This is a genomic window from Bacillus sp. JJ1764, assembly GCF_036962145.1.
In the GTDB taxonomy this organism is placed as follows: domain Bacteria; phylum Bacillota; class Bacilli; order Bacillales; family Cytobacillaceae; genus Neobacillus.
This window is the reverse complement of the sequence record NZ_JBALNY010000035.1, coordinates 5,797-25,366: the sequence shown is the minus strand read 5'-3', so window position 1 is coordinate 25,366 and position 19,570 is coordinate 5,797. Positions and strand designations below refer to the sequence as shown.

General features: G+C 38.9%; 20 protein-coding genes. 19 read left to right on the top strand and 1 reads right to left on the bottom strand.

The features are described 5' to 3' along the window. Positions 1-27: 27 nt before the first annotated feature. From fliF to V7083_RS05185, 19 genes are all read left to right on the top strand, one after another. On the top strand, positions 28-1,608 hold the full coding sequence (gene fliF / locus V7083_RS05275; protein WP_335476119.1) for a flagellar basal-body MS-ring/collar protein FliF: 1,581 nt from the start codon (positions 28-30) through the stop codon (positions 1,606-1,608). 5 nt (positions 1,609-1,613) lie between these two features. Continuing rightward, on the top strand, positions 1,614-2,621 hold the full coding sequence (gene fliG, locus V7083_RS05270; protein ID WP_335476117.1) for a flagellar motor switch protein FliG: 1,008 nt from the start codon (positions 1,614-1,616) through the stop codon (positions 2,619-2,621). Continuing rightward, positions 2,605-3,432, top strand: coding sequence for a FliH/SctL family protein (locus tag V7083_RS05265; RefSeq protein ID WP_335476116.1), 828 nt, complete (start codon positions 2,605-2,607; stop codon positions 3,430-3,432). Before fliG ends, V7083_RS05265 begins: the two co-directional genes overlap by 17 nt. Beyond that, complete coding sequence (gene fliI, locus V7083_RS05260) at positions 3,416-4,735, top strand: flagellar protein export ATPase FliI (protein WP_335476114.1); 1,320 nt, start codon at positions 3,416-3,418, stop codon at positions 4,733-4,735. The genes V7083_RS05265 and fliI overlap by 17 nt, the downstream gene beginning before the upstream one ends. Then, on the top strand, positions 4,735-5,169 hold the full coding sequence (locus V7083_RS05255) for a flagellar export protein FliJ (RefSeq protein WP_335476112.1): 435 nt from the start codon (positions 4,735-4,737) through the stop codon (positions 5,167-5,169). Before fliI ends, V7083_RS05255 begins: the two co-directional genes overlap by 1 nt. 12 nt (positions 5,170-5,181) lie before the next feature. Further along, the gene (locus V7083_RS05250) at positions 5,182-6,036 is read left to right on the top strand and encodes a MotE family protein (RefSeq protein ID WP_335476110.1); all 855 of its coding nucleotides are present in this window, start codon (positions 5,182-5,184) and stop codon (positions 6,034-6,036) included. Between the two features lie 29 nt (positions 6,037-6,065). Further along, on the top strand, positions 6,066-6,635 hold the full coding sequence (locus V7083_RS05245) for a flagellar biosynthetic protein FliO (protein WP_335476108.1): 570 nt from the start codon (positions 6,066-6,068) through the stop codon (positions 6,633-6,635). Between the two features lie 4 nt (positions 6,636-6,639). Further along, the gene (gene fliP / locus V7083_RS05240) at positions 6,640-7,386 is read left to right on the top strand and encodes a flagellar type III secretion system pore protein FliP (protein ID WP_335476106.1); all 747 of its coding nucleotides are present in this window, start codon (positions 6,640-6,642) and stop codon (positions 7,384-7,386) included. 14 nt (positions 7,387-7,400) lie between these two features. Next, positions 7,401-7,670, top strand: a complete 270-nt coding sequence (gene fliQ, locus V7083_RS05235; protein WP_335476104.1) for a flagellar biosynthesis protein FliQ — start codon at positions 7,401-7,403, stop codon at positions 7,668-7,670. 9 nt (positions 7,671-7,679) lie between these two features. After that, a complete protein-coding gene (fliR, locus tag V7083_RS05230) occupies positions 7,680-8,450 on the top strand; it encodes a flagellar biosynthetic protein FliR (protein ID WP_335476102.1) in 771 nt (256 codons plus the stop codon). A gap of 2 nt (positions 8,451-8,452) precedes the next feature. After that, positions 8,453-9,547, top strand: coding sequence for a flagellar biosynthesis protein FlhB (gene flhB, locus V7083_RS05225; protein WP_335476100.1), 1,095 nt, complete (start codon positions 8,453-8,455; stop codon positions 9,545-9,547). Continuing rightward, positions 9,544-11,577 (top strand): flagellar biosynthesis protein FlhA, encoded by a 2,034-nt coding sequence (gene flhA / locus V7083_RS05220; protein WP_335476098.1) that lies wholly within the window; start codon positions 9,544-9,546, stop codon positions 11,575-11,577. Before flhB ends, flhA begins: the two co-directional genes overlap by 4 nt. Further along, complete coding sequence (gene flhF / locus V7083_RS05215) at positions 11,574-12,821, top strand: flagellar biosynthesis protein FlhF (protein WP_335476096.1); 1,248 nt, start codon at positions 11,574-11,576, stop codon at positions 12,819-12,821. The genes flhA and flhF overlap by 4 nt, the downstream gene beginning before the upstream one ends. 1 nt (position 12,822) lies before the next feature. Next, positions 12,823-13,740 carry a MinD/ParA family protein gene (locus V7083_RS05210; protein ID WP_335476094.1) on the top strand — a complete coding sequence of 306 codons (918 nt, stop codon included), beginning with the start codon at positions 12,823-12,825 and terminating at the stop codon, positions 13,738-13,740. Between the two features lie 20 nt (positions 13,741-13,760). After that, the gene (locus V7083_RS05205; protein WP_335476091.1) at positions 13,761-14,126 is read left to right on the top strand and encodes a hypothetical protein; all 366 of its coding nucleotides are present in this window, start codon (positions 13,761-13,763) and stop codon (positions 14,124-14,126) included. 18 nt (positions 14,127-14,144) lie between these two features. Further along, positions 14,145-14,948 carry a sigma-70 family RNA polymerase sigma factor gene (locus tag V7083_RS05200; RefSeq protein ID WP_335476089.1) on the top strand — a complete coding sequence of 268 codons (804 nt, stop codon included), beginning with the start codon at positions 14,145-14,147 and terminating at the stop codon, positions 14,946-14,948. Between the two features lie 155 nt (positions 14,949-15,103). Next, positions 15,104-17,308 carry a sensor domain-containing protein gene (locus tag V7083_RS05195; RefSeq protein WP_335476189.1) on the top strand — a complete coding sequence of 735 codons (2,205 nt, stop codon included), beginning with the start codon at positions 15,104-15,106 and terminating at the stop codon, positions 17,306-17,308. Between the two features lie 99 nt (positions 17,309-17,407). Then, positions 17,408-18,343, top strand: coding sequence for a manganese-dependent inorganic pyrophosphatase (locus tag V7083_RS05190; protein ID WP_335476085.1), 936 nt, complete (start codon positions 17,408-17,410; stop codon positions 18,341-18,343). A gap of 356 nt (positions 18,344-18,699) precedes the next feature. Next, entirely contained in the window at positions 18,700-19,272 is a 573-nt protein-coding gene (locus V7083_RS05185) for a DNA-3-methyladenine glycosylase I (RefSeq protein ID WP_335476083.1), read from the top strand. 48 nt (positions 19,273-19,320) lie between these two features. Here the strand turns inward: V7083_RS05185 and V7083_RS05180 are convergent, their stop codons facing one another. After that, positions 19,321-19,482, bottom strand: a complete 162-nt coding sequence (locus V7083_RS05180; RefSeq protein ID WP_335476081.1) for a hypothetical protein — start codon at positions 19,480-19,482, stop codon at positions 19,321-19,323. Between the last annotated feature and the right edge of the window lie 88 nt (positions 19,483-19,570).

Genomic DNA, 19,570 nt, shown 5'->3' with positions numbered 1-19,570 from the left:
AATGACGAAGGCTGGGCGGGGTGAGTAATGAATCGATCATGGACAGATCAACTCAAAAAAACAACTGAGCGTTTCAAAGAATATTGGAATGCACGATCAAAAAAACAAAAGTGGTTCATTATTGGATCTTTTTTAACAATTATCATTGCCCTTTCCATCTTTATTTTCGTGGCTTCCCGCCCACAATATATTCCTTTATATACGGGTCAATTAAGTCAACGGGAAGTTGGGGATATCAAAGCTGAACTGGATAAAGAGGGCTTTACAGATTATCAGGTGAACGATACGGGTACGATGTTGCTCGTTCCGAAGAAGAATGCTCCTGATTTATTAGTAAGTCTGGCTGCTGCCGGGTACCCGAAAGACAACAAAATTAATTTTGATATTTTTAGCCAAAACCTTACTTTTGGGGCGACCGATAAACAGTACGATATTCTTGAAAAAGAAGCTTTACAGAATAAAGTGGCTGATGTCATCAAAAATGTAGATGGAATTAAAAACGCTGAGGTTATTTTGACCTTACCTCAAAGCTCTGTTTTTGTTCGTGATGACAATAAAGAAGAGGCCAGCGCTTCAGTGATGGTTGAAATTGAACCGGGGACAAAATTAAATTCACAGCAAATCAAGGCTTTATATACGCTCGTTTCTCATAGTGTTCCTAATCTTCCATTAGAAAATATTACGATTATGAACCAATATAGTGAAACTTTGGCGCAAAGTGATGTTGACAGTGAAGATGATCAGTCCTTAAGTAAATACGAAGAACAACGCAAGATTCAACAGGATATTCAACGGGATATCCAACAAAACTTACAAAGTTTACTTGGAACGATTATTGGTTCTGAGAAAGTGTATGTTAATACATTTGTAAAAATGAATTTTGATAAAGTGAAAACCCAAGAAAACTTGGTGAAACCTACAGATGATAACAATAATGGAATTGTCATCAGTTCTGATAAAAGCTCTGTCACATCTACAGGAACAGGAAGCAGTTCTGGTGGAGTAGTAGGTACCGGTGAGACAGACGTTCCACAATATAGCAGCGACACGTCAGGCGGTAACAGTAATTATGAACAAACACAGGAAAAAGTAAATTACGAAGTGAACCGCATTAATAATGAAATTGTTAAAAGTCCTTATGAAATTGACGATATTACCATTAACGTTGGAGTCGGGGCGAATTCTAATAAATTGCCTAAAGCCACTGAACAAAATATTCGTAACATTGTTTCTAATACTGTAAGGACAGCCCTTGGTCATCCAAATTTATCTCAAAAAGAAGTGGACCAGCGGATTACTATATTCCCGCATGTCTTTGCCAAGAATACGGATGCTCAATCATCAACATCTACAAATTGGCTCTATATAGCCGGTGCAGCTGTTGCTGGTATGCTGTTAGTGGGAACGCTTATTTGGTGGTTGGCGAGACGCAGAAAACAAGACGAAGACCCAGAAGTTGAGGAAATGTTTACTGCACCAATTATTAAACCTGAAGATTTTGACGAACAAGACATGAGTGTTGAAAGTCAGCTTAGAAAAGTTCTGCACCAGAGACCGGAAGATTTTTCAAAAATTATTCGGACGTGGCTGCATGATGAGGAGGCGTAATTCCTATGGCTACTGAAAAATTGACTGGAAGGAAAAAAGCAGCAATTTTATTAATATCAATGGGAAAAGAAGCTTCAGCAAAAATTTTCAAACATTTGCCGGATGAGGAAATTGAACAACTTACTCTCTCGATAGCAAGTATTAATAGAGTGGATCATCATGAAAGAGAAGAGATTTTAAAGGAATTCCATGAAATGTGTATCGCCCAGGATTATTTGACCACTGGGGGAATTAATTATGCACAAGAAGTATTGGAATCTGCTCTTGGTAGAGATCGGGCAACAGAAATTATTCAAAAATTGACGGTTCAGCTCCAAGTGAAACCGTTTGATTTTGCACGAAGAGTGGACCCTATGCAGATCTATCATTTTTTGCAAAATGAACATCCACAAACTATTGCTCTCGTCTTGGCCCATTTAGATCCGCAGCAAGCATCATCTATTTTAGTTTCTTTACCGGATGAGCTTCAATCTGAGGTAGCCAGAAGGATTGCCTTACTGGAACAGACTTCACCAGAGGTCATTAAAGAAGTGGAATCCATCCTAGAGCAGAAACTTTCTGCGACCATTCGACAGGACTTCACCGTTGTGGGCGGAATCGACTCTGTGGTTAGCATCCTGAATGGGGTAGACCGTGGAACAGAGAAGAGCATCCTAGAACATTTAGGTCAGCGGGATGAGAAGCTGGTAGACGAAATCAAGAAACGGATGTTTGTCTTTGAGGATATTATTAATCTGGATCGCCGTGCTATTCAGCGTGTTATTCAAGAAGTTGATAACCAAGACCTCATGTTGGCCCTAAAAGCGTCCAGTCCGGAAGTCAAAAAGGTTATTTACGAAAACATGTCTACAAGGATGGTCGAAACGTTCGAAGAAGAAATGCAATATCTTGGACCTGTACGGGTTAAAGATGTTGAGGAAGCACAAGGCCGGATTGTCTCTGTTATTCGCCGCTTAGAGGATTCAGGTGAAGTCGTCATTGCTCGAGGTGGTAGCGATGAAATCCTATTCTAAGGTATTTAAAGCTTCACACCTTTCCATCCTTAACGATGTAAAAGTGGTCAATCAGCCATTTATACCGAATCAAACACAAACGGGTGATCAACAGCCCGTTTTTAATCATGATGAACTAACAGAACAAGTACAACTTGTCCAACAGCAGCTTCAAGAAGCTGAGGAAAAAGCGGCTACGATTGTTATGGAAGCAGAAAATTATGCGCAATCCTTGAAAGCAGCTGCCCAAGAAGAAATCAATTCATGGTGGGAAGAAAAACAGTTCCACCTTGAACAAATGATGATGGAAATGAAGCAGCAAGGATATCAAGAAGGTTTTGATCAAGGAAAAATGGAAGGCGTTACAGCTGTCGAAGAGGATTTTCAAGAAAAAACGGCTTTAGCGCAGCAGGTATTGGAACAAGCCTACAGTGAAAAAAAGGCCATTGTCGCTGAAGCTGAACCATTTCTTTTAGAAATAAGTACGGCTATTGCGACTCAAATTCTAAAACAAGAGTTAGAAAGCAAGCCTGATAAACTTATTGAACTGATTAAACAGCATATTCTGCGCTTCAAGGAGAAGGAATTTATTACAGTTTGTGTTCATCCGGATGATTTTGATTTTGTTTTATCACAGCGATTGCATCTTGTTGCAGTAGTCAATGGTGAAACGGAAATAAAAATTATTCCTGATCACTCAGTGACCAGTAAAGGCTGTGTAATCCGAACGGCATACGGCAGCGTAGATGCCCGTATTGATACCCAAATGGAGGAAATTAAAAAGGTCATATTGGAGGCAAGAAGGGAGCCGGAAAATGGTGCTGTCAGCTGAGAAATATGTCAAGCTCATTCATAACATTGACCCAGTCAGGGTAAACGGCAAAATCACCCAAATTATCGGTCTTACTATTGAGTCACAAGGTCCGGATGTCCGAATTGGTGAATTATGTTCGATTTACCCGTCAAATTCTCAAACTCCGATTCAGGCAGAAGTGGTCGGTATTAGAGAAAATAAAGTGTTGCTAATGCCTCTGGGTGAAGTAAGAGAAATTGGCCCTGGCTGTGATGTTGTGGCAAGTGGAAAGCCGATGACGGTCAAAGCTGGTAATCAACTGCTTGGAAGAATCTTGGATGGATTGGGACAACCTATGGATGGCAAACCGCTTCCATTAGGATTAGAAGAAGTCCCGACACATGCAGCACCACCTAACCCGTTAAGCCGACCGCGAATACATTCACCACTTGGTGTCGGTGTCAGGACGATCGATGGATTACTAACGATGGGAATGGGACAGCGCGTTGGGATTTTTGCAGGAAGTGGTGTTGGTAAAAGTACCTTGCTTGGGATGATATCCCGTAATACTACTGCCGATGTAAATGTGATTGCTTTAATTGGTGAACGTGGCCGTGAGGTGTTAGATTTCTTAGAGCAAAACTTAGGTGAAGAGGGTCTGAAAAAATCGGTTGTCATTGTTGCTACATCCGATCAGCCAGCATTAATCCGTATCAAAGGAGCGTTAACAGCTACATCGATTGCTGAGTATTTTCGTGATCAAGGCAAAAACGTTCTGCTGGTCATGGATTCAGTTACTCGTTTTGCGATGGCTCAACGGGAAATTGGCCTGGCAATCGGTGAACCGCCAACCACTAAAGGGTACACTCCATCGGTTTTCGCCATGCTTCCACAACTGTTAGAACGTGCGGGTACGGGACCTAAGGGATCCATCTCAGCCATTTATACTGTTCTGGTAGATGGTGATGATATGAATGAACCGATTGCAGATGCAGTCCGTGGTATTTTAGATGGACATATCGTTCTTAATCGTGCTATTGGCGGGAAGGGGATCTTTCCAGCCATTGACGTCCTCTCCAGTGCAAGTCGTGTTATGACTGAAATTACCGACAACGAACACCAAGCCGCGGCAGTTCAATTCAAGAAATTATTAGCGGCCTATAATGAAGCAGAGGATCTCATTAATATCGGTGCCTATAAAAAAGGTTCCAATCGTGATATTGATTTGGCAATGAGGTTAAAACCGCAAATGGACCAATTTTTAAAACAGGGAATTTACGAACCTTCACAGCTGGATGATACTAAATCCTTCTTAATTTCACAATTTGGAGCGATGATGTAATGAAGTACAATTTTTCTTTTCAAAAAGTACTAGATGTTAAAGAAAAAGAGCAAGAGCACGCCAAACATGAATATGGATCCATCAAACTCCGCCAGATTGAGCTTCAAGAACAAATGGAAGGTTTGGAATTGGAAAAGAAAGAGATATTCAGCCAGTATAATCATGTTGATAGAAAAACTATTTCTGAGATAATAGAAATGCAACAGGATATCGAACATGTGAATCGACAAATGAAAGTGTTAGAACAACAATCCAAACAAGTTCATTATGAAATGGAATTAAAACATCAAATTTTGATAGAGAAATCAAAAGAAGCGAAAATGTGGAATCAATGGAAGGAAAAATCTAAAGAGGCTTTTATCAAACAGGTGAATCAAAAAGAACAAGCTTTCTTAGATGAACTAGCCGTTTTACGCTATACACGAAGGGGATAAGGAGCTAAAACAATGGAAGAGAAAAAAAAACGTGGTAAAATCAGAACCTTTTTCATGTTTGGTATACCATTAATTGTTACAGCAGCTTTAGCTCTGGTTGTATTAAATTTTTTAGGGTACCCTGTAATGAAAACTGTGCAAACATGGGGAAATAAAGTTCCTGTATTGAACACTATTTTCCCTGATCCTAAATCAAATTCTTCAAATGATTCAGCTGAAACAGATGAGTGGAAGCAGAAATACGTGCAAAGTAAATCACAATTAGCTGAAAAAAGTCAAGAGATTAGTGACCTAACTAAACAGCTAAAGGCCAATCAAAATGCTTTAGAAAAAATGAAGCAAACGAATCAGGATATTCAAACAGAACTTGATAAAAAACAATCAAACACGAATCAAGCGCAAATGAAAAAAGTTGCGAGTATCTATAAAACAATGACTCCTTCAAAAGCTGCAGCGATGTTTGCGACGATGTCACTTGAGGATGCAACGATTACAATGTCGCAATTAGACACGAATTTGCAAAGCTCTATTTTAAGCAGCATGAAGGATGCGAAAAAGGCCGCACAAATTACGATGTTATTAAAAGATATGTCTGGGGTTAATAGTGAAGATCCCGCCATTATGAAAGAACAGTTACATGAATTGGTACAAAGTCAACAAACACCGACTGAGACACTCGCTGAAACCATCTCAGCTATGTCACCATCACAGTCAGCGGTCATCATTCAATCCATGATGTCCACAAATCAACAAGTAGCTTTGGATTTACTGAAAAATGTCAGCACAGATAGCCGTTCACAAATTTTAGCCGCCATTTCTCAACTTGATGCCAAAATGGCTGCACAAATCACTGCCAGCTTAAATTAATTGAAATAGCTCCATGGAAGGAGAAAATCATGAAACGCTTAACACTATTATTTGTTGTGTTTATTTATATATTTTCCAATCAACCCGCAGTCTTTGCCGCAGGCGCGTCAGCTTCCGGCGATTCTTCTGTATATGATACGATCCAGCATGGGGATAAAAAAAGCTCTTCATCTGTAGATAAAGCAACAGTGGATCAGCAATCATCTTCTATATTTCCCTTATTTCTCAAATTTATTTTCTCCTTCGCTTTGGTTATTGCTATTTTAATTTTTATCTTGCGATATATATCAAAAAAAGGCCGTACGATGCAATCAAACGGTCCAATTCTTTCACTAGGAAGTCAAATGCTTGGCAACAATCGTTCCTTGCAAATTGTGCTGATTGGTCAGACCATTTACATTCTTGGTGTTGGTGAGGACGTTACACTTCTAAAAACGATTTCTCAAGGTGAAGAGTATATGCATTTACTCGAAAGCTTTGAAGATCCAGGTGAACCGGTATCTCAGAAATGGATGAATGTAGGTACCTCTAAATTAAATTGGAAGTCCGTTTTTCAAAAACATTTGAAATCGATGCAAAAGGATCATGGAGAGGAGTAGTAAGATGCTAAAAAAACTAGCTTTGCTTGTTCCGCTCCTTACAATAGGTATTTTCTCAATGACCCATGGTGCAGAAGCGGCTACACTTCTTCCTGGCATTGATATAGGTGATAGTAGTGACCCTAATAAAGTTTCCAATACATTAAGGATTATTTTATTAATAACGGTTTTGTCCATCGCACCAGCTATTTTAATCCTAATGACGTGTTTTACCAGAATTGTCATTGTATTAGGTTTTGTACGTAATGCCTTGGGAACACAAATGATTCCACCAAATCAGGTATTGATTGGACTAGCTTTATTTATGACATTTTTTGTAATGGGCCCGACTTTTACGGAAGTTAATCAAAATGCCCTACAACCATTTATGGACGGGAAAATGTCACAGGATGAAGCTTATAAGGCCGCCAGCATCCCTATGAAGGAATTCATGGCCAAACAGACACGTGAAAAGGATTTAGCTTTGTTTTTGGATTATGCCAAATTGGACAGACCCAAAAAGGTGGAAGAAATTCCATTAAGAGCTTTAGTCCCTGCCTATGCAATCAGTGAATTAAAAACGGCGTTTCAAATGGGATTCATGATTTTTATCCCGTTTTTAGTGATTGATATGATCGTGTCGAGTGTTCTCATGTCGATGGGTATGATGATGCTCCCACCGGTGATGATTTCATTACCGTTTAAAATTCTATTATTTATCTTGGTAGACGGATGGCATTTAATCGTTGAATCACTGCTCAGGAGTTTTTAAAAGGAAGTGTTAACATGACCACAGAAACAGTTTTGAGAATTGCTCAAGAATCTATTTATACAGTTTTAATCGTGATTGCTCCTGTTGTAGGTGTGGCACTTGTTGTCGGATTAATCATTAGTATTTTCCAAGCGGCCACTCAGATTCAAGAACAAACCTTAGCGTTTGTACCAAAAATTGTAGCAGTGTTTTTGGCCATATTATTTTTTGGTTCATGGATGTTGCGTCACGTGGTGGAATTTACCCAACACCTTTTAGGTAACCTCTCTAACTATATCGGGTAGGTGATGCAAATGGATGGTTCACTTTTATGGAGCTTTTTACTCATCTTTGTAAGGGTTACATCGTTTATGGTTTCAGCTCCGATTTTTTCAGGGCGGCAAATTCCGACACCATTTAAGATTGGTTTGAGCGCTGTTCTTAGTATTTTATGTGCAGGCTTAGTAAAGGAGCCGATCGTAGATCCCCCCCAATCGCTGCTATTTATTCTAATCTTAAAGGAAGTACTCGTTGGGATTGTATTGGGGATGATTGCCACGATCATGTTTTCAGCTGTTCGATTTGCAGGGTCACTTTTGGATTTGCAAATTGGATTCTCAATGGCCAATTTATTTGATCCCACGTTTCAAACAAGTACACAGCTCACCGGGAGCTTCAAAAATATTTTAGCGATTTTATTTTTACTGACAACAAACGGGCATCATTTATTGATTCAAGGAGTTCTGGCCAGTTTTGACTGGGTGCCGCTTAAAGCTACTGTTCCAGCTTGGATGGATGGAAGAATCTCGACTTTTATTTTACAGTGTATCATTCAAATGTTTATGATTGGTTTCATGATGGCAGCCCCGATATTAGGAACGATGTTTGTGGTTGATATTGGCATCGGGATTATTTCGAGAACAGTGCCACAAATGAATATTTTAACTGTAGCTCCGCCATTAAAAATGTTGTTACACTTTATGATGTATATTTTTCTTTTACCAAGTTTTTTTTACTTGTTGAAAATTCTATTTGATAACATGTATAGTTCCATGTCATCAATTTTAAATATTATGGGGGCTTAGGCATGCTGCTTCGTTTAGATTTGCAATTGTTTTCTGGTGAAAAAACGGAAAAAGCAACGCCCAATAAACGACGGGAAGCCAGGAAAAAAGGTCAGGTAGCAAAAAGTAATGAGGTTACTTCAGCCATGATCTTAATCCTCTCATTCGGCGTACTGTTAATTTTCGGGAAAACCATGGTAGAGGGTTGTTTAAATATTTACCGCCAAAGTTTTCATGAGTATATGCTTTGGGACCTTTCGATTTCAAGTGTTGCATTAATGTTTAATCAGTTATTATGGCAATCGGTGAAGTTAGTCGCTCCCATCCTGGCTGTTACCATGGTTGCCGCTGCTGTAGGAAATTATATGCAGGTTGGCTTTATGTTTAATTTTGAATCCTTGAAATTTAACTTTAGCAAAATGAATCTGCTAACCGGATTAAAAAATATGTTCTCGATGAGATCACTAGTGGAACTTCTGAAGGCTATGCTAAAAATATCGATTATTTCTAGTGTGGTATTTATGATAATTTGGAAGCAGAAGGACCAATTATTAATCGTTGGCCAAAAAAGCATTTATGATTTTGCTAGATTAATAGGATCTTTGGTTATTGAAATTGGACTAACTGGTGCTGGAAGTTTGGCTGCTATTGCAGCCGCAGATTATCTATATCAAAAACTTTCCTTTGAAAAAAAGATACGGATGTCTAAACAGGATATTAAAGATGAATATAAGAAAACGGAAGGGGATCCGCATATCAAAGGGCAACGTAGGGCAAAGCAGAGACAGATGTCGATGAATCGTATGATGCAGGAAGTACCAAAGGCAGACGTGTTGATTACAAACCCTACCCACTTTGCTATTGCGATCCGCTATGATATCGCAACAATGGATGCGCCTCAAGTGATTGCAAAAGGTCAAGATTATGTGGCGTTAAAAATGAAAGAAATTGCAAAAGAACATAAAGTGATGACAGTTGAAAATCGACCGCTTGCAAGAGCGCTGTTTGCTGCAGTTGGAGTGGGAGATTCGATTCCGGAAGAATTGTTCAATGCAGTTGGAGAAATTTTGGCTTATGTTTACTACCAAGAAGGTCGGTATAAGGAGATGATGAGATGAAGGCAAAAGACATATCGGTTTTGCTTGTCGTAATATTAATTGTTACGATGATGATTATACCACTGCCAACAATGTTACTGGACTTTTTATTAATTATAAACATCTCCATATCATTACTGATCCTGTTGGTAGCAATGAATACAAAAGAACCATTGGAGTTTTCCATTTTCCCTACAGCTCTATTACTTACAACGCTGTTTCGTCTAGCTCTGAACGTTTCAACGACGCGTTCCATTTTATCAAAAGCAGATGGTGGTCATGTTATTGAAACGTTTGGTTCGTTTGTAATCGGGGGAAGTCCAGTTGTTGGTTTTGTCGTGTTCTTGATTCTTGTCGTGATCCAGTTCATTGTCATCACGAAGGGATCGGAAAGGGTGGCAGAGGTCGCTGCCCGCTTTACGTTGGACGCGATGCCAGGTAAACAAATGAGTATCGATGCTGATATGAATGCCGGACTAATCAGTGAACAGGACGCCCGGCAACGACGCAGAAAAGTAGAACAAGAAGCTGATTTCTACGGTGCCATGGATGGTGCGAGTAAATTTGTTAAAGGGGACGCCATTGCTGGTATCATCATCCTGTTAATTAACGTCATCGGTGGATTTATCATTGGTATCGTGATTCATGGAATGGGTTTTACTGAAGCGGCAAGCACCTTTACCCTGTTATCTGTCGGTGATGGTCTTGTCAGTCAGGTGCCAGCCTTACTGATTTCAACTGCTACCGGTATTACGGTAACTCGTGCCGCTTCTGACGGTAATCTGGGCACGGACATTGTCACACAAATCTTTAATTATCCAAAGCTGCTGTACATTGTTGCAGGAACGATTTTTCTATTTGGATTATTCACACCAATTGGATTGGTATTAACCATTCCAGTATCAGGATTATTGGCCTACGGGGCCTATTCTATGAAAAAATCCATGGATAAGGAACAGCAGCAACATGAACAAGCAGAAATGGAAGAGGCGGAGGAAGATGTTCGGAGTCCAGAAAAAGTCATCAACCTGCTTCAACTCGATACTTTAGAGTTAGAAATCGGTTATGGACTTATTCCATTAGCGGATCAAAAACAAGGCGGGGATATTCTCGATCGGATTGTGATGATTCGAAGGCAATTTGCAATTGAACTGGGGTTAGTTATTCCAACCATTCGGATTCGCGATAATCTCCAGTTACCGCCAAATGAGTATGTTCTGAAATTCCGCGGATCAAAAATTGCTTCCGGTGAAGTGTATCTCGATCACTTCTTAGCCATGACTCAAGGAGCAGATGCTACCGGCATTAATGGTATTCAGGTTATTGAACCTGCCTTTGGTTTACCGGCCATTTGGGTTAATATAGAGGAGAAACAAAAAGCTGAACTCATGGGGTACATGATTGTTGATCCACCATCTGTTATTGCTACCCATTTGACAGAAGTATTAAAACGTTATGCATTTGAGTTATTAGGAAGAGAAGAAACAAAAGAGCTCATTGAAAATATCAAAGAAACACATCCTAATCTTGTGGAAGAGCTTGTACCAAATTTACTGTCAGTTGGCGATATTCAAAAGGTATTGCAGAGTCTGCTTCGTGAACAGATCTCTATCCGTAATTTACCGACGGTTTTTGAAACATTGGCTGATTACTCACAATATACGAAAGAGCCACGGGTGCTTACAGAGTATGTTCGCCAATCCTTAACGCGCCAAATCACAGAGCAATTTGCCGAACAAGGTGTTATTCAAGTTTTGACGGCTGGGGCAACATTGGAAAAAGGTATCTCAGATTCCATTCAGCAATCAGAAGCAGGAGTTTACTATTTATCAATGGATCCAAACCTGTCGAGAAGAATCGGCGAAGAATTACAGCATGAAATCAGCCGGGTCATTCAAGCTGGCGGTCAGCCTATTTTCCTCACAAGTCCAAACATTCGGATGTATTTAAAACAATTTGTCGATAAAATCATGCCTACCGTGCCTGTCTTGGCATATACAGAGCTTGAGCCGGATGTTGAGATCCAAAGTATTGGAGTGGTTAATATATGAAAACAAGAAAAATAATAGCCGACACGATGCCCCTTGCCTTAAAAAAGGTAAGGCAAGAACTAGGGGAAAATGCTATCATCGTCAATACTAGGGTGATCAAATCCGGTGGTTTGTTAGGCCTGTTTACTAAACAAAAATATGAGGTAACAGCGTATTCAATTGATAAAAACCAAAATGAAGTAAAAGAGGTTCTGCCAAAAACGGAACCACCAAAGAAGGATCCTGTTGAGGTCAAGCGGGGGGAGCAAGAACCTTTAAATTCGGGTTTCCATAAAAAACCGCAAAATTTATATCAGTTTTACTCTCAGCAACCTTCAAAGCCTGAAGCCATCATTCCTCCAACTCCCGCCGTCGAATCAACTAAACATGATACGACGATGTTGGATGAATTGACCAGCCTAAGGAAAATGATGATGACTTTCATGATGGGAGAAAATCAAGGAAACGTTCGACCAGCTGCTCTATCAAAGATTGTAGAGCATTTGAAAAAACAAGGTGTTGAAGAAACTGTAGTGGAACACATTGTTTCAACCATTATGAAAAAATATGATTCCTTAAACGAATTAACAGAAGCTACCATTAAAACTGAAATTCTTACTATCATAATAGATCTAATTACCAAACGTGTTCCGAAAACGTTTGCGATTTCCGATCAGACACGGATTATTAATGTGATTGGCCCAACGGGAGTCGGCAAAACAACTTCCATAGCTAAACTGGCGACTGAGCAGGTGTTAAAGCAAAAACGGAAAGTGGCCATGATTACAACGGATGTTTATCGAATTGGAGCGGTTGAACAATTAAAAACGTATGCAGGCATTTTAAATGTTCCAATTGAAGTTGTTCGTTCCGGGGATGAATTAGCGAGTACCTTGGACAAGCTGAAGAACTATGATCTCATTTATATGGATACAACTGGACGAAATTATAAGGAAGAAAAAAACAGAGAATCCATCAAAGAGTTTTTATTTCATCCGCCTGAAAGTGACAATTATCTGGCCATCAGCTTAACAACCAAATATGAGGATTTGCGTGTATTACTTGATGAATTTTCAAAGAGTCCGGTTCAAAAATTAATATTTACGAAAGCGGACGAAACCTCAAGCTACGGCACCATTTTAAATATAGCCTATCAGTATTCGTACCAATTAGCTTATATCACCACGGGACAAAGTGTACCAGAGGATATTATTACTGTTGATGCAGAAAGTCTAGCGAAGAATTTGGTCGGAGAGGAAAATTAAAATGGATCAGGCACAAAGTCTTCGAGAAAAGATGAATCGTCTCCAGGCCGAGCGTCCACAACAACTGCAGGATCCCCTACAGAAAACCCAATACCAACACCATCCTTCATCACGTGTTATTACGATTACTAGTGGGAAGGGTGGAGTTGGAAAATCTAATTTTTCTCTTAACTTTGCACTTGGGTTAAAGGCAGAAGGAAAAAAGGTCGTGATCCTGGATCTCGATTTATCAACCGCTAATCTTAACATTCTGATGGGGATCTCGCCCCGCTACTCGTTGGCTAATGTCCTTTATGATCAAATAAGGATTTGGGATGTCATTGAGAAAGGGACGGAAGGAATTGAGTTTATACACGGCGGCTTTGATTTGCAGCATTTAATGAACTTTGATCAAAGCAAGCTCGATTATTTCTGGAATCAATTAAATGAGCTTCAATCCTACGCAGATTATATTTTACTTGATACAGGTGCCGGAATTTCCAAAGAGTTAGTCGATTTTATTTTAGCATCAGATGAAACCATTATGGTGGCAACCCCGGAGCCGACATCGATTGCCGATGCATATACGGTTTTGAAAACGGTTATGAGCTATACCACAGAGCAGCCAAAGCTCCGTCTGGTCATCAATCGTGCACAAACGTATCAAGAGGCAGTAGAGACATCCAGAGCTTTCCAGCATGCCTGTAAAACCATATTAAAACTGGAGATTCAGACATTGGGTTATTTACTTGAAGATCTACATGTTCGCCAATCGGTTAAAGCTCAAAAGCCGTTTCTGGTGATGTATCCAAATAGTACCGCTGCCAAAAATATGAAACAGATCATCTATTCTTATCTGCCTGAGTTTACTCGGTCAGGCCCCTCTTCTTCAAAAGGAATACGGGGATTTTTTGAAAAGATATGGTCCCGTCGTAAATAGATATAAAGGAAGTTTGTAATATGACAATAAAGTGGAAAATAAGTGCCTCATTAGGACTGATCGCTGGCGTTATCACCTATTTTTTTTCATATACCAATAATACTTGGGTCATGTCTTTATTCTGGTCAGTGATCGGCTTTCTGCTATTTTGTGTCATGGGGGTTTTATTTCAAACACTGTTACAACATTTGAATAATAGTACTCTAACCAATAAAATGGGTCCAGAAGAAAGATCCGAGCCAGTCAATATACAGCCGAGTTCAAATTCAGAAGATTCAATAGAGGAAACAGACTTTCAAAGCATTCCACTGACTGCATTGCATCAAAGTGGGGAAATGCAAGACTCTGAGAAAATCGCAAACACTATTCGTAGTTGGACAGAGTAAAATCAGGAGGGATAACATTTGAGACCTGCTGTTAAAGAAACCATTCCCCATTATCCATTATGGAGAAAGTACCGGGAGACTCGTGATTCATTATTACAGGAAAATCTCATTAAGCAATATGGTCATTTGGTAGAACAGATGGCAAATAAATTAAGTATGACGATTCCACAGCGTATTATACCTAAAGATGACTTAGTTGGCTTAGGATACATTGGATTAATTGAAGCGATTCAAAAATTTGATTATTCAAAAGGCTATCAATTTGAAACCTATGGACTTTGGCGAATCAAGGGGGCTATGTTGGATGGAATCCGGAAAATGGATTGGATCCCCCGCGGTTTGAGGGACAAAGCAAAAGCATTAAATAATGCCTACCGTCATTTGGAACAAACTTTGATGAGATCACCATCTGAGGAGGAATTGAGTCAGTTTTTAAACATTTCTCTTGAAGAAGTGGATCATACGATGGCGGCCGTTTCCTTATCAACCATGTTATCTTTGAATGAACCTGTTAATGCTAATGAAGATGAGGGGAAGCAACAAAGTAGAGTGGACCAAATCTGCGACGATTCTATAAAACCTCATGAAAGTAATTTACAGAAGGAAGAATTTCGGAAACTGATTGCAGCAAGTATTGATAAAATGCCTGAGAAAGAAAGGCTTGTGGTCTCTTTATTGTATTATGAAGGGCTTTCCCAAGTAGAAATTTCTGAGATTCTAGGTGTGACAAAAGGGCGAATCTCTCAAATCCATTCGCAAGCTATTCTTCGGTTACGCCGTAGCTTTGAAGATAAAGGGTTTTCATTGGATTCATTTATATAATATTTATGTTGAACACACTCGATTTCTTGATGAGTGTGTATTTTTTTTTGGTCAATAAAAGAGTTAAACTTATTTTGATTTCTTCCGATAAAATAAAAAAGAGTATAACTATCAAAATGGATCCAAAAAAATTTTAGGAAGAAATGGTGTTGTCCGTGAAAACAACGTTTGAAACAAATTCACTTTTCAAAATTTATAAGTCACTTTTTGATGGTCACCATGATGCCTGCTTTGCTTTGGATTTGGAAGGTAATTTTATACAAATAAATGATGCTGCGGCAAGACTAACAGGATATTCACAAGAAGAAGCATTGCAAATGTCTTTTGTTTCGTTAATCCATGATCATGATTTGGAAAATACCTTTAAATCCTATAATCAGATATTAAAGGGCAATCGCGAAAATTTTAATGTAACTATTCAGGATAAACAAGGGAACCCTTTGCACCTATCCTTAACGGCTTACCCTATTTATAATGGGAATCTTGTATACGGAATCGTTGGAATTGCCAAGCCCAGGCAAAGGAAACCTGATTTAGAAAATTTATTAGTTGAACAAAATCAAATCCTCGAAATGGTGGCCAAAGGTCGTCCCATTTCAGATATTTTAGACAATATTGTTTTTCTTGTTGAAAAATATATTGATGGCGGTTTGGTTTCCATTCTTCTTAAGGATGAACACCAACCAATCTTACACTTAAGATCAGCACCAAATGTACCTCAAGGTTACAAAGACATTATTAATGTAATGCCTATTGGCCCAGCCGTGGGTTCCTCTGGTACAGCTGCATACTATAATAGAAATATTATTACGGCTGATATTGCCACGGATCTGCTTTGGAGGGATTATCGGGATGATGCATTAAAGCACGGTCTTAAATCATGTTGGTCAACACCAGTTTGTAATAATCAGCATGAGGTGATCGGGGTTTTAGCAATTTATTACCAAAAAGCATTTACTCCTTCAGAAGCGGAGGAGCAAATCATCAGCAAGGCGAATCATCTAACCAGTTTGGTCATTCAGCACTATTTAATTCAAGAAAAAATAAATTACTTGGCCTATCATGATGACTTAACCGGCTTGCCAAACAAGAAAATGTTTGATGAAAAAGTCAATATTGCCATCAATTTATTTAAAAATTCTGAAGGAAAATTGCTTGGATTGATGTATTTTGATTTGGACCGATTTAAACTAATCAACGAATTGCTAGGGTATAAAATTGGTGATCTGTTATTAAAAGCTGTTGCGAAACGAATTACCAGCTGTATTAGAAAAAATGATATACCCTCTAGACAAGGCAGTGATGAGTTCACCATATTGTTAGATCATGTTTCCAAGTCTGAAATTAATCAGATTTCCCAAAGAATATTAGATGAATTTGCTAAACCTTTTTCGATTGAAGGCAATGAAATGTTTATCACCCCTAGTATTGGCATCAGTTTATTCCCATCTGATGGCAAAAATGCGGATGAATTGATTCGAAAAGCGGATGTCGCTATGTATCATGCAAAGCAAGAGGGCAGAAATACTTTTAAATTTTACTCAGAAAGTTTGGATGATAAGAACTTTAACCGTTTGGAAATCGAAACAGAACTTCGGAAAGCGATTGAAAAGAATGAATTTATTCTCCATTATCAACCAATCGTGGATCTGTCCAAAAATGAAATTAAAGGTGTTGAGGCGCTCATTCGTTGGGATCATCCGCATCGTGGAAAGGTTCCGCCTGATCGCTTTATTCCAATAGCCGAAGAAACAGGGATGATCATCCCAATTGGAGAAATGGTTCTTAAAGAAGCGTGCAACCAATTAAAACGATGGCAAGAAAGCGGTTTACCTATGCCATCTATTTCCGTTAATATTTCTCTTCGGCAATTTTATCAAACGGACCTTGTTCCAATGATTCAGCAAATTATTAAGGAAACCAGAATTGACCCCAAATGCTTGACGATTGAAATTACGGAAAGTATGACAATGGATGTTGAAAAGGCCACCAGCATTTTGCATGATTTGAAAAATCTAGGGCTTACGATCTCAATTGATGACTTTGGAACAGGCTATAGTTCCCTTAGTTATTTGAAAAAGTTCCCGATTGACTATTTAAAAATTGATCGCTCTTTTATTCGAGATATTGCTACTAACAAAGATGATGAAAATATTGCAACGACTATTCTGTTAATGGCACACAATCTTGGCTTAAGTGTGATTGCTGAAGGAGTAGAAACAAGTGAGCAGCTCGGGGTACTTAAACAGCATAGCTGTAATGAAGCGCAGGGTTATTTGTTTAGTAAACCATTGTCTGATCAGGAATTACAGCAATTTCTAAATAATGTTTCTTCTAGTCATCTTAAACTTAGAAAATAATATTTTTTGAAACTCTACTTGAAATCATATATAATTCTTTTTATGGAACCCCTAAATTAGGGGTTTCTTACATACTTTACTTAGGTTAGGAGCAAAAAAATGGAAAAAGCACTTATTTTCGGTCATAAGAACCCGGATACAGACTCAATTTGTTCAGCGCTTGTTTACGCTGATTTAAAACAACAGCTTGGTCAAGATGTAGAGCCTGTCCGCCTTGGTCAGGTAAATAGTGAAACACAATATGCATTAAATTATTTTAAGGTCGATGCCCCTCGTCAGGTGGATACAGTAGCCAATGAAGTAAACTCTGTCATTTTAGTAGACCACAACGAACGTCAGCAAAGCGCCAATGATATATCGGAAGTACGAGTGTTGGAAGTCATTGACCACCACCGAATTGCCAATTTTGAGACTAGCGATCCATTATATTACCGCTGTGAGCCGGTTGGATGTACAGCAACGATCTTAAATAAAATGTACAAAGAACATGGCAAGGAAATAAAAAAGGAAATCGCTGGCCTTATGCTTTCTGCGATTATTTCTGATTCCTTATTGTTCAAGTCACCAACCTGCACTGACCAAGACGTAGCAGCAGCTCGTGAATTAGCTGAAATCGCTGGTGTAGATTCTGAAAGCTATGGTCTAGAAATGTTAAAAGCTGGTGCAGACGTACGCGATAAATCAGTTGAAGACCTTTTAAGTCTTGATGCCAAAGGGTTTGAAATGGGCTCCAGCAAAGTGGAAATCGCTCAAGTTAATGTGGTTGACGTACAAGATGTGCTAGCACGTCAAGCAGAATTAGAGAATGCCATTTCTCAAAAAATTACTGAAAAAAATCTTGATCTATTCCTCTTTGTTGTTACTGACATTTTAACAAACGATTCTGTAGGTCTTGCTTTAGGAAGCAAGACGGCTGCAGTTGAGAAAGCTTACAACGTTACGCTTTCTAATAACACCGCTACCCTTAAGGGCGTTGTTTCCCGTAAGAAGCAAATTGTACCAGTATTAACCGATGTATTTAATAAAGGCGTATAAGCCCCTAGTAGAAAAACCGTTTGAGTTTCCGGACTTGAACGGTTTTTTTGTCATTTTGGCAGTTGATCATTTGTTCCTGATTTTCTGCCTTTTTCTGATTCATTAAGAAGAAAGTAAAGGGTTGCTTGGAGCCTATCATGAGTTTATACACGTTGGAGGAGGTGACTCGATAACCTTCCTTAATTTTTAAGGCAAGGTAGTTGGTTCGTTCAAAGATCATCGGACGGATATGATTATCTCCGCTCCTTAAAACCATTTCTATTGTTTATGCCGGGCCAAATGTTAGGGGATATGGGCTTGCACTAGGAAAAAATAAACAGCTATAATGAGGAGTAGTGAAAGGGGGAGGTAGGGTAATGAATCGATGCGGCTGGGTCAATCAAGATTCAATATATATAGATTATCATGATCATGAGTGGGGTGTTCCCGTATATGATGATCGGCTGCTATTTGAGTTTTTAAACTTGGAGGGGGCACAAGCTGGTTTAAGCTGGTATACGATTTTAAAAAAACGGGATAACTATCGAAAAGCGTTTGATGATTTTGTGGCAGAGAAGATTGTTTTATATGATGAGACTAAAATACAAGAGCTTTTACATAATGAGGGAATCGTAAGAAATAAGCTAAAAATTAATGCAGTTATAACGAATGCTAAAGCCTATTTACAAATTGTCGAAGAATTCGGTTCGTTTAGCAAGTATATTTGGTCATTTGTGGATGGAAAGCCGATACAGAATCATTTTATGGAGTTAAAGGACGTTCCAGCCTCTACAGATATTAGCGATCAAATGAGCAAAGCGTTAAAGAAACGCGGATTCAAGTTTGTTGGATCCACTATTTGTTACTCGTTTATGCAGGCATGCGGTATGGTAAATGATCATCTGGTGAGTTGTGACTGCTATGAAAAAACAGCATTGTTATCAAAATAAAGAAGGTCCGGCACAAATTGTGTCGGACCATTTTATAATTCGAATATTTTATTGTGATGGATTCTCCGCAGAAAAATCTGCTACCGGCAGCGAAATCACTTTGCCGCCAATTTGAACGTGAACGGTATCGTTAAAAATGGCTTTTACAATCCCTTTAAGTGAAATGGTGGAATTAACTGAGATTTTCTTGGATTCAGATTTTTTTGCCATATGAATCAACACCTTTCAAATAATAGTTGGAAATATATATTAAAAAATGGCTCTGTTAAACTTGTCTGTTGATTTCCACTCCAGGTGC

Coding starts and splice junctions, on each gene's coding strand:
- fliQ (WP_335476104.1), top strand. CDS start 7,401: ATGACCACAGAAACAGTTTTGAGAATTGCTCAAGAATCTATTTATACA.
- fliI (WP_335476114.1), top strand. CDS start 3,416: ATGGTGCTGTCAGCTGAGAAATATGTCAAGCTCATTCATAACATTGAC.
- flhF (WP_335476096.1), top strand. CDS start 11,574: ATGAAAACAAGAAAAATAATAGCCGACACGATGCCCCTTGCCTTAAAA.
- V7083_RS05210 (WP_335476094.1), top strand. CDS start 12,823: ATGGATCAGGCACAAAGTCTTCGAGAAAAGATGAATCGTCTCCAGGCC.
- V7083_RS05185 (WP_335476083.1), top strand. CDS start 18,700: ATGAATCGATGCGGCTGGGTCAATCAAGATTCAATATATATAGATTAT.
- fliG (WP_335476117.1), top strand. CDS start 1,614: ATGGCTACTGAAAAATTGACTGGAAGGAAAAAAGCAGCAATTTTATTA.
- V7083_RS05245 (WP_335476108.1), top strand. CDS start 6,066: ATGAAACGCTTAACACTATTATTTGTTGTGTTTATTTATATATTTTCC.
- fliR (WP_335476102.1), top strand. CDS start 7,680: ATGGATGGTTCACTTTTATGGAGCTTTTTACTCATCTTTGTAAGGGTT.
- V7083_RS05255 (WP_335476112.1), top strand. CDS start 4,735: ATGAAGTACAATTTTTCTTTTCAAAAAGTACTAGATGTTAAAGAAAAA.
- V7083_RS05265 (WP_335476116.1), top strand. CDS start 2,605: ATGAAATCCTATTCTAAGGTATTTAAAGCTTCACACCTTTCCATCCTT.
- V7083_RS05190 (WP_335476085.1), top strand. CDS start 17,408: ATGGAAAAAGCACTTATTTTCGGTCATAAGAACCCGGATACAGACTCA.
- V7083_RS05205 (WP_335476091.1), top strand. CDS start 13,761: ATGACAATAAAGTGGAAAATAAGTGCCTCATTAGGACTGATCGCTGGC.
- flhA (WP_335476098.1), top strand. CDS start 9,544: ATGAAGGCAAAAGACATATCGGTTTTGCTTGTCGTAATATTAATTGTT.
- V7083_RS05180 (WP_335476081.1), bottom strand. CDS start 19,482: ATGGCAAAAAAATCTGAATCCAAGAAAATCTCAGTTAATTCCACCATT.
- flhB (WP_335476100.1), top strand. CDS start 8,453: ATGCTGCTTCGTTTAGATTTGCAATTGTTTTCTGGTGAAAAAACGGAA.
- fliP (WP_335476106.1), top strand. CDS start 6,640: ATGCTAAAAAAACTAGCTTTGCTTGTTCCGCTCCTTACAATAGGTATT.
- V7083_RS05250 (WP_335476110.1), top strand. CDS start 5,182: ATGGAAGAGAAAAAAAAACGTGGTAAAATCAGAACCTTTTTCATGTTT.
- fliF (WP_335476119.1), top strand. CDS start 28: ATGAATCGATCATGGACAGATCAACTCAAAAAAACAACTGAGCGTTTC.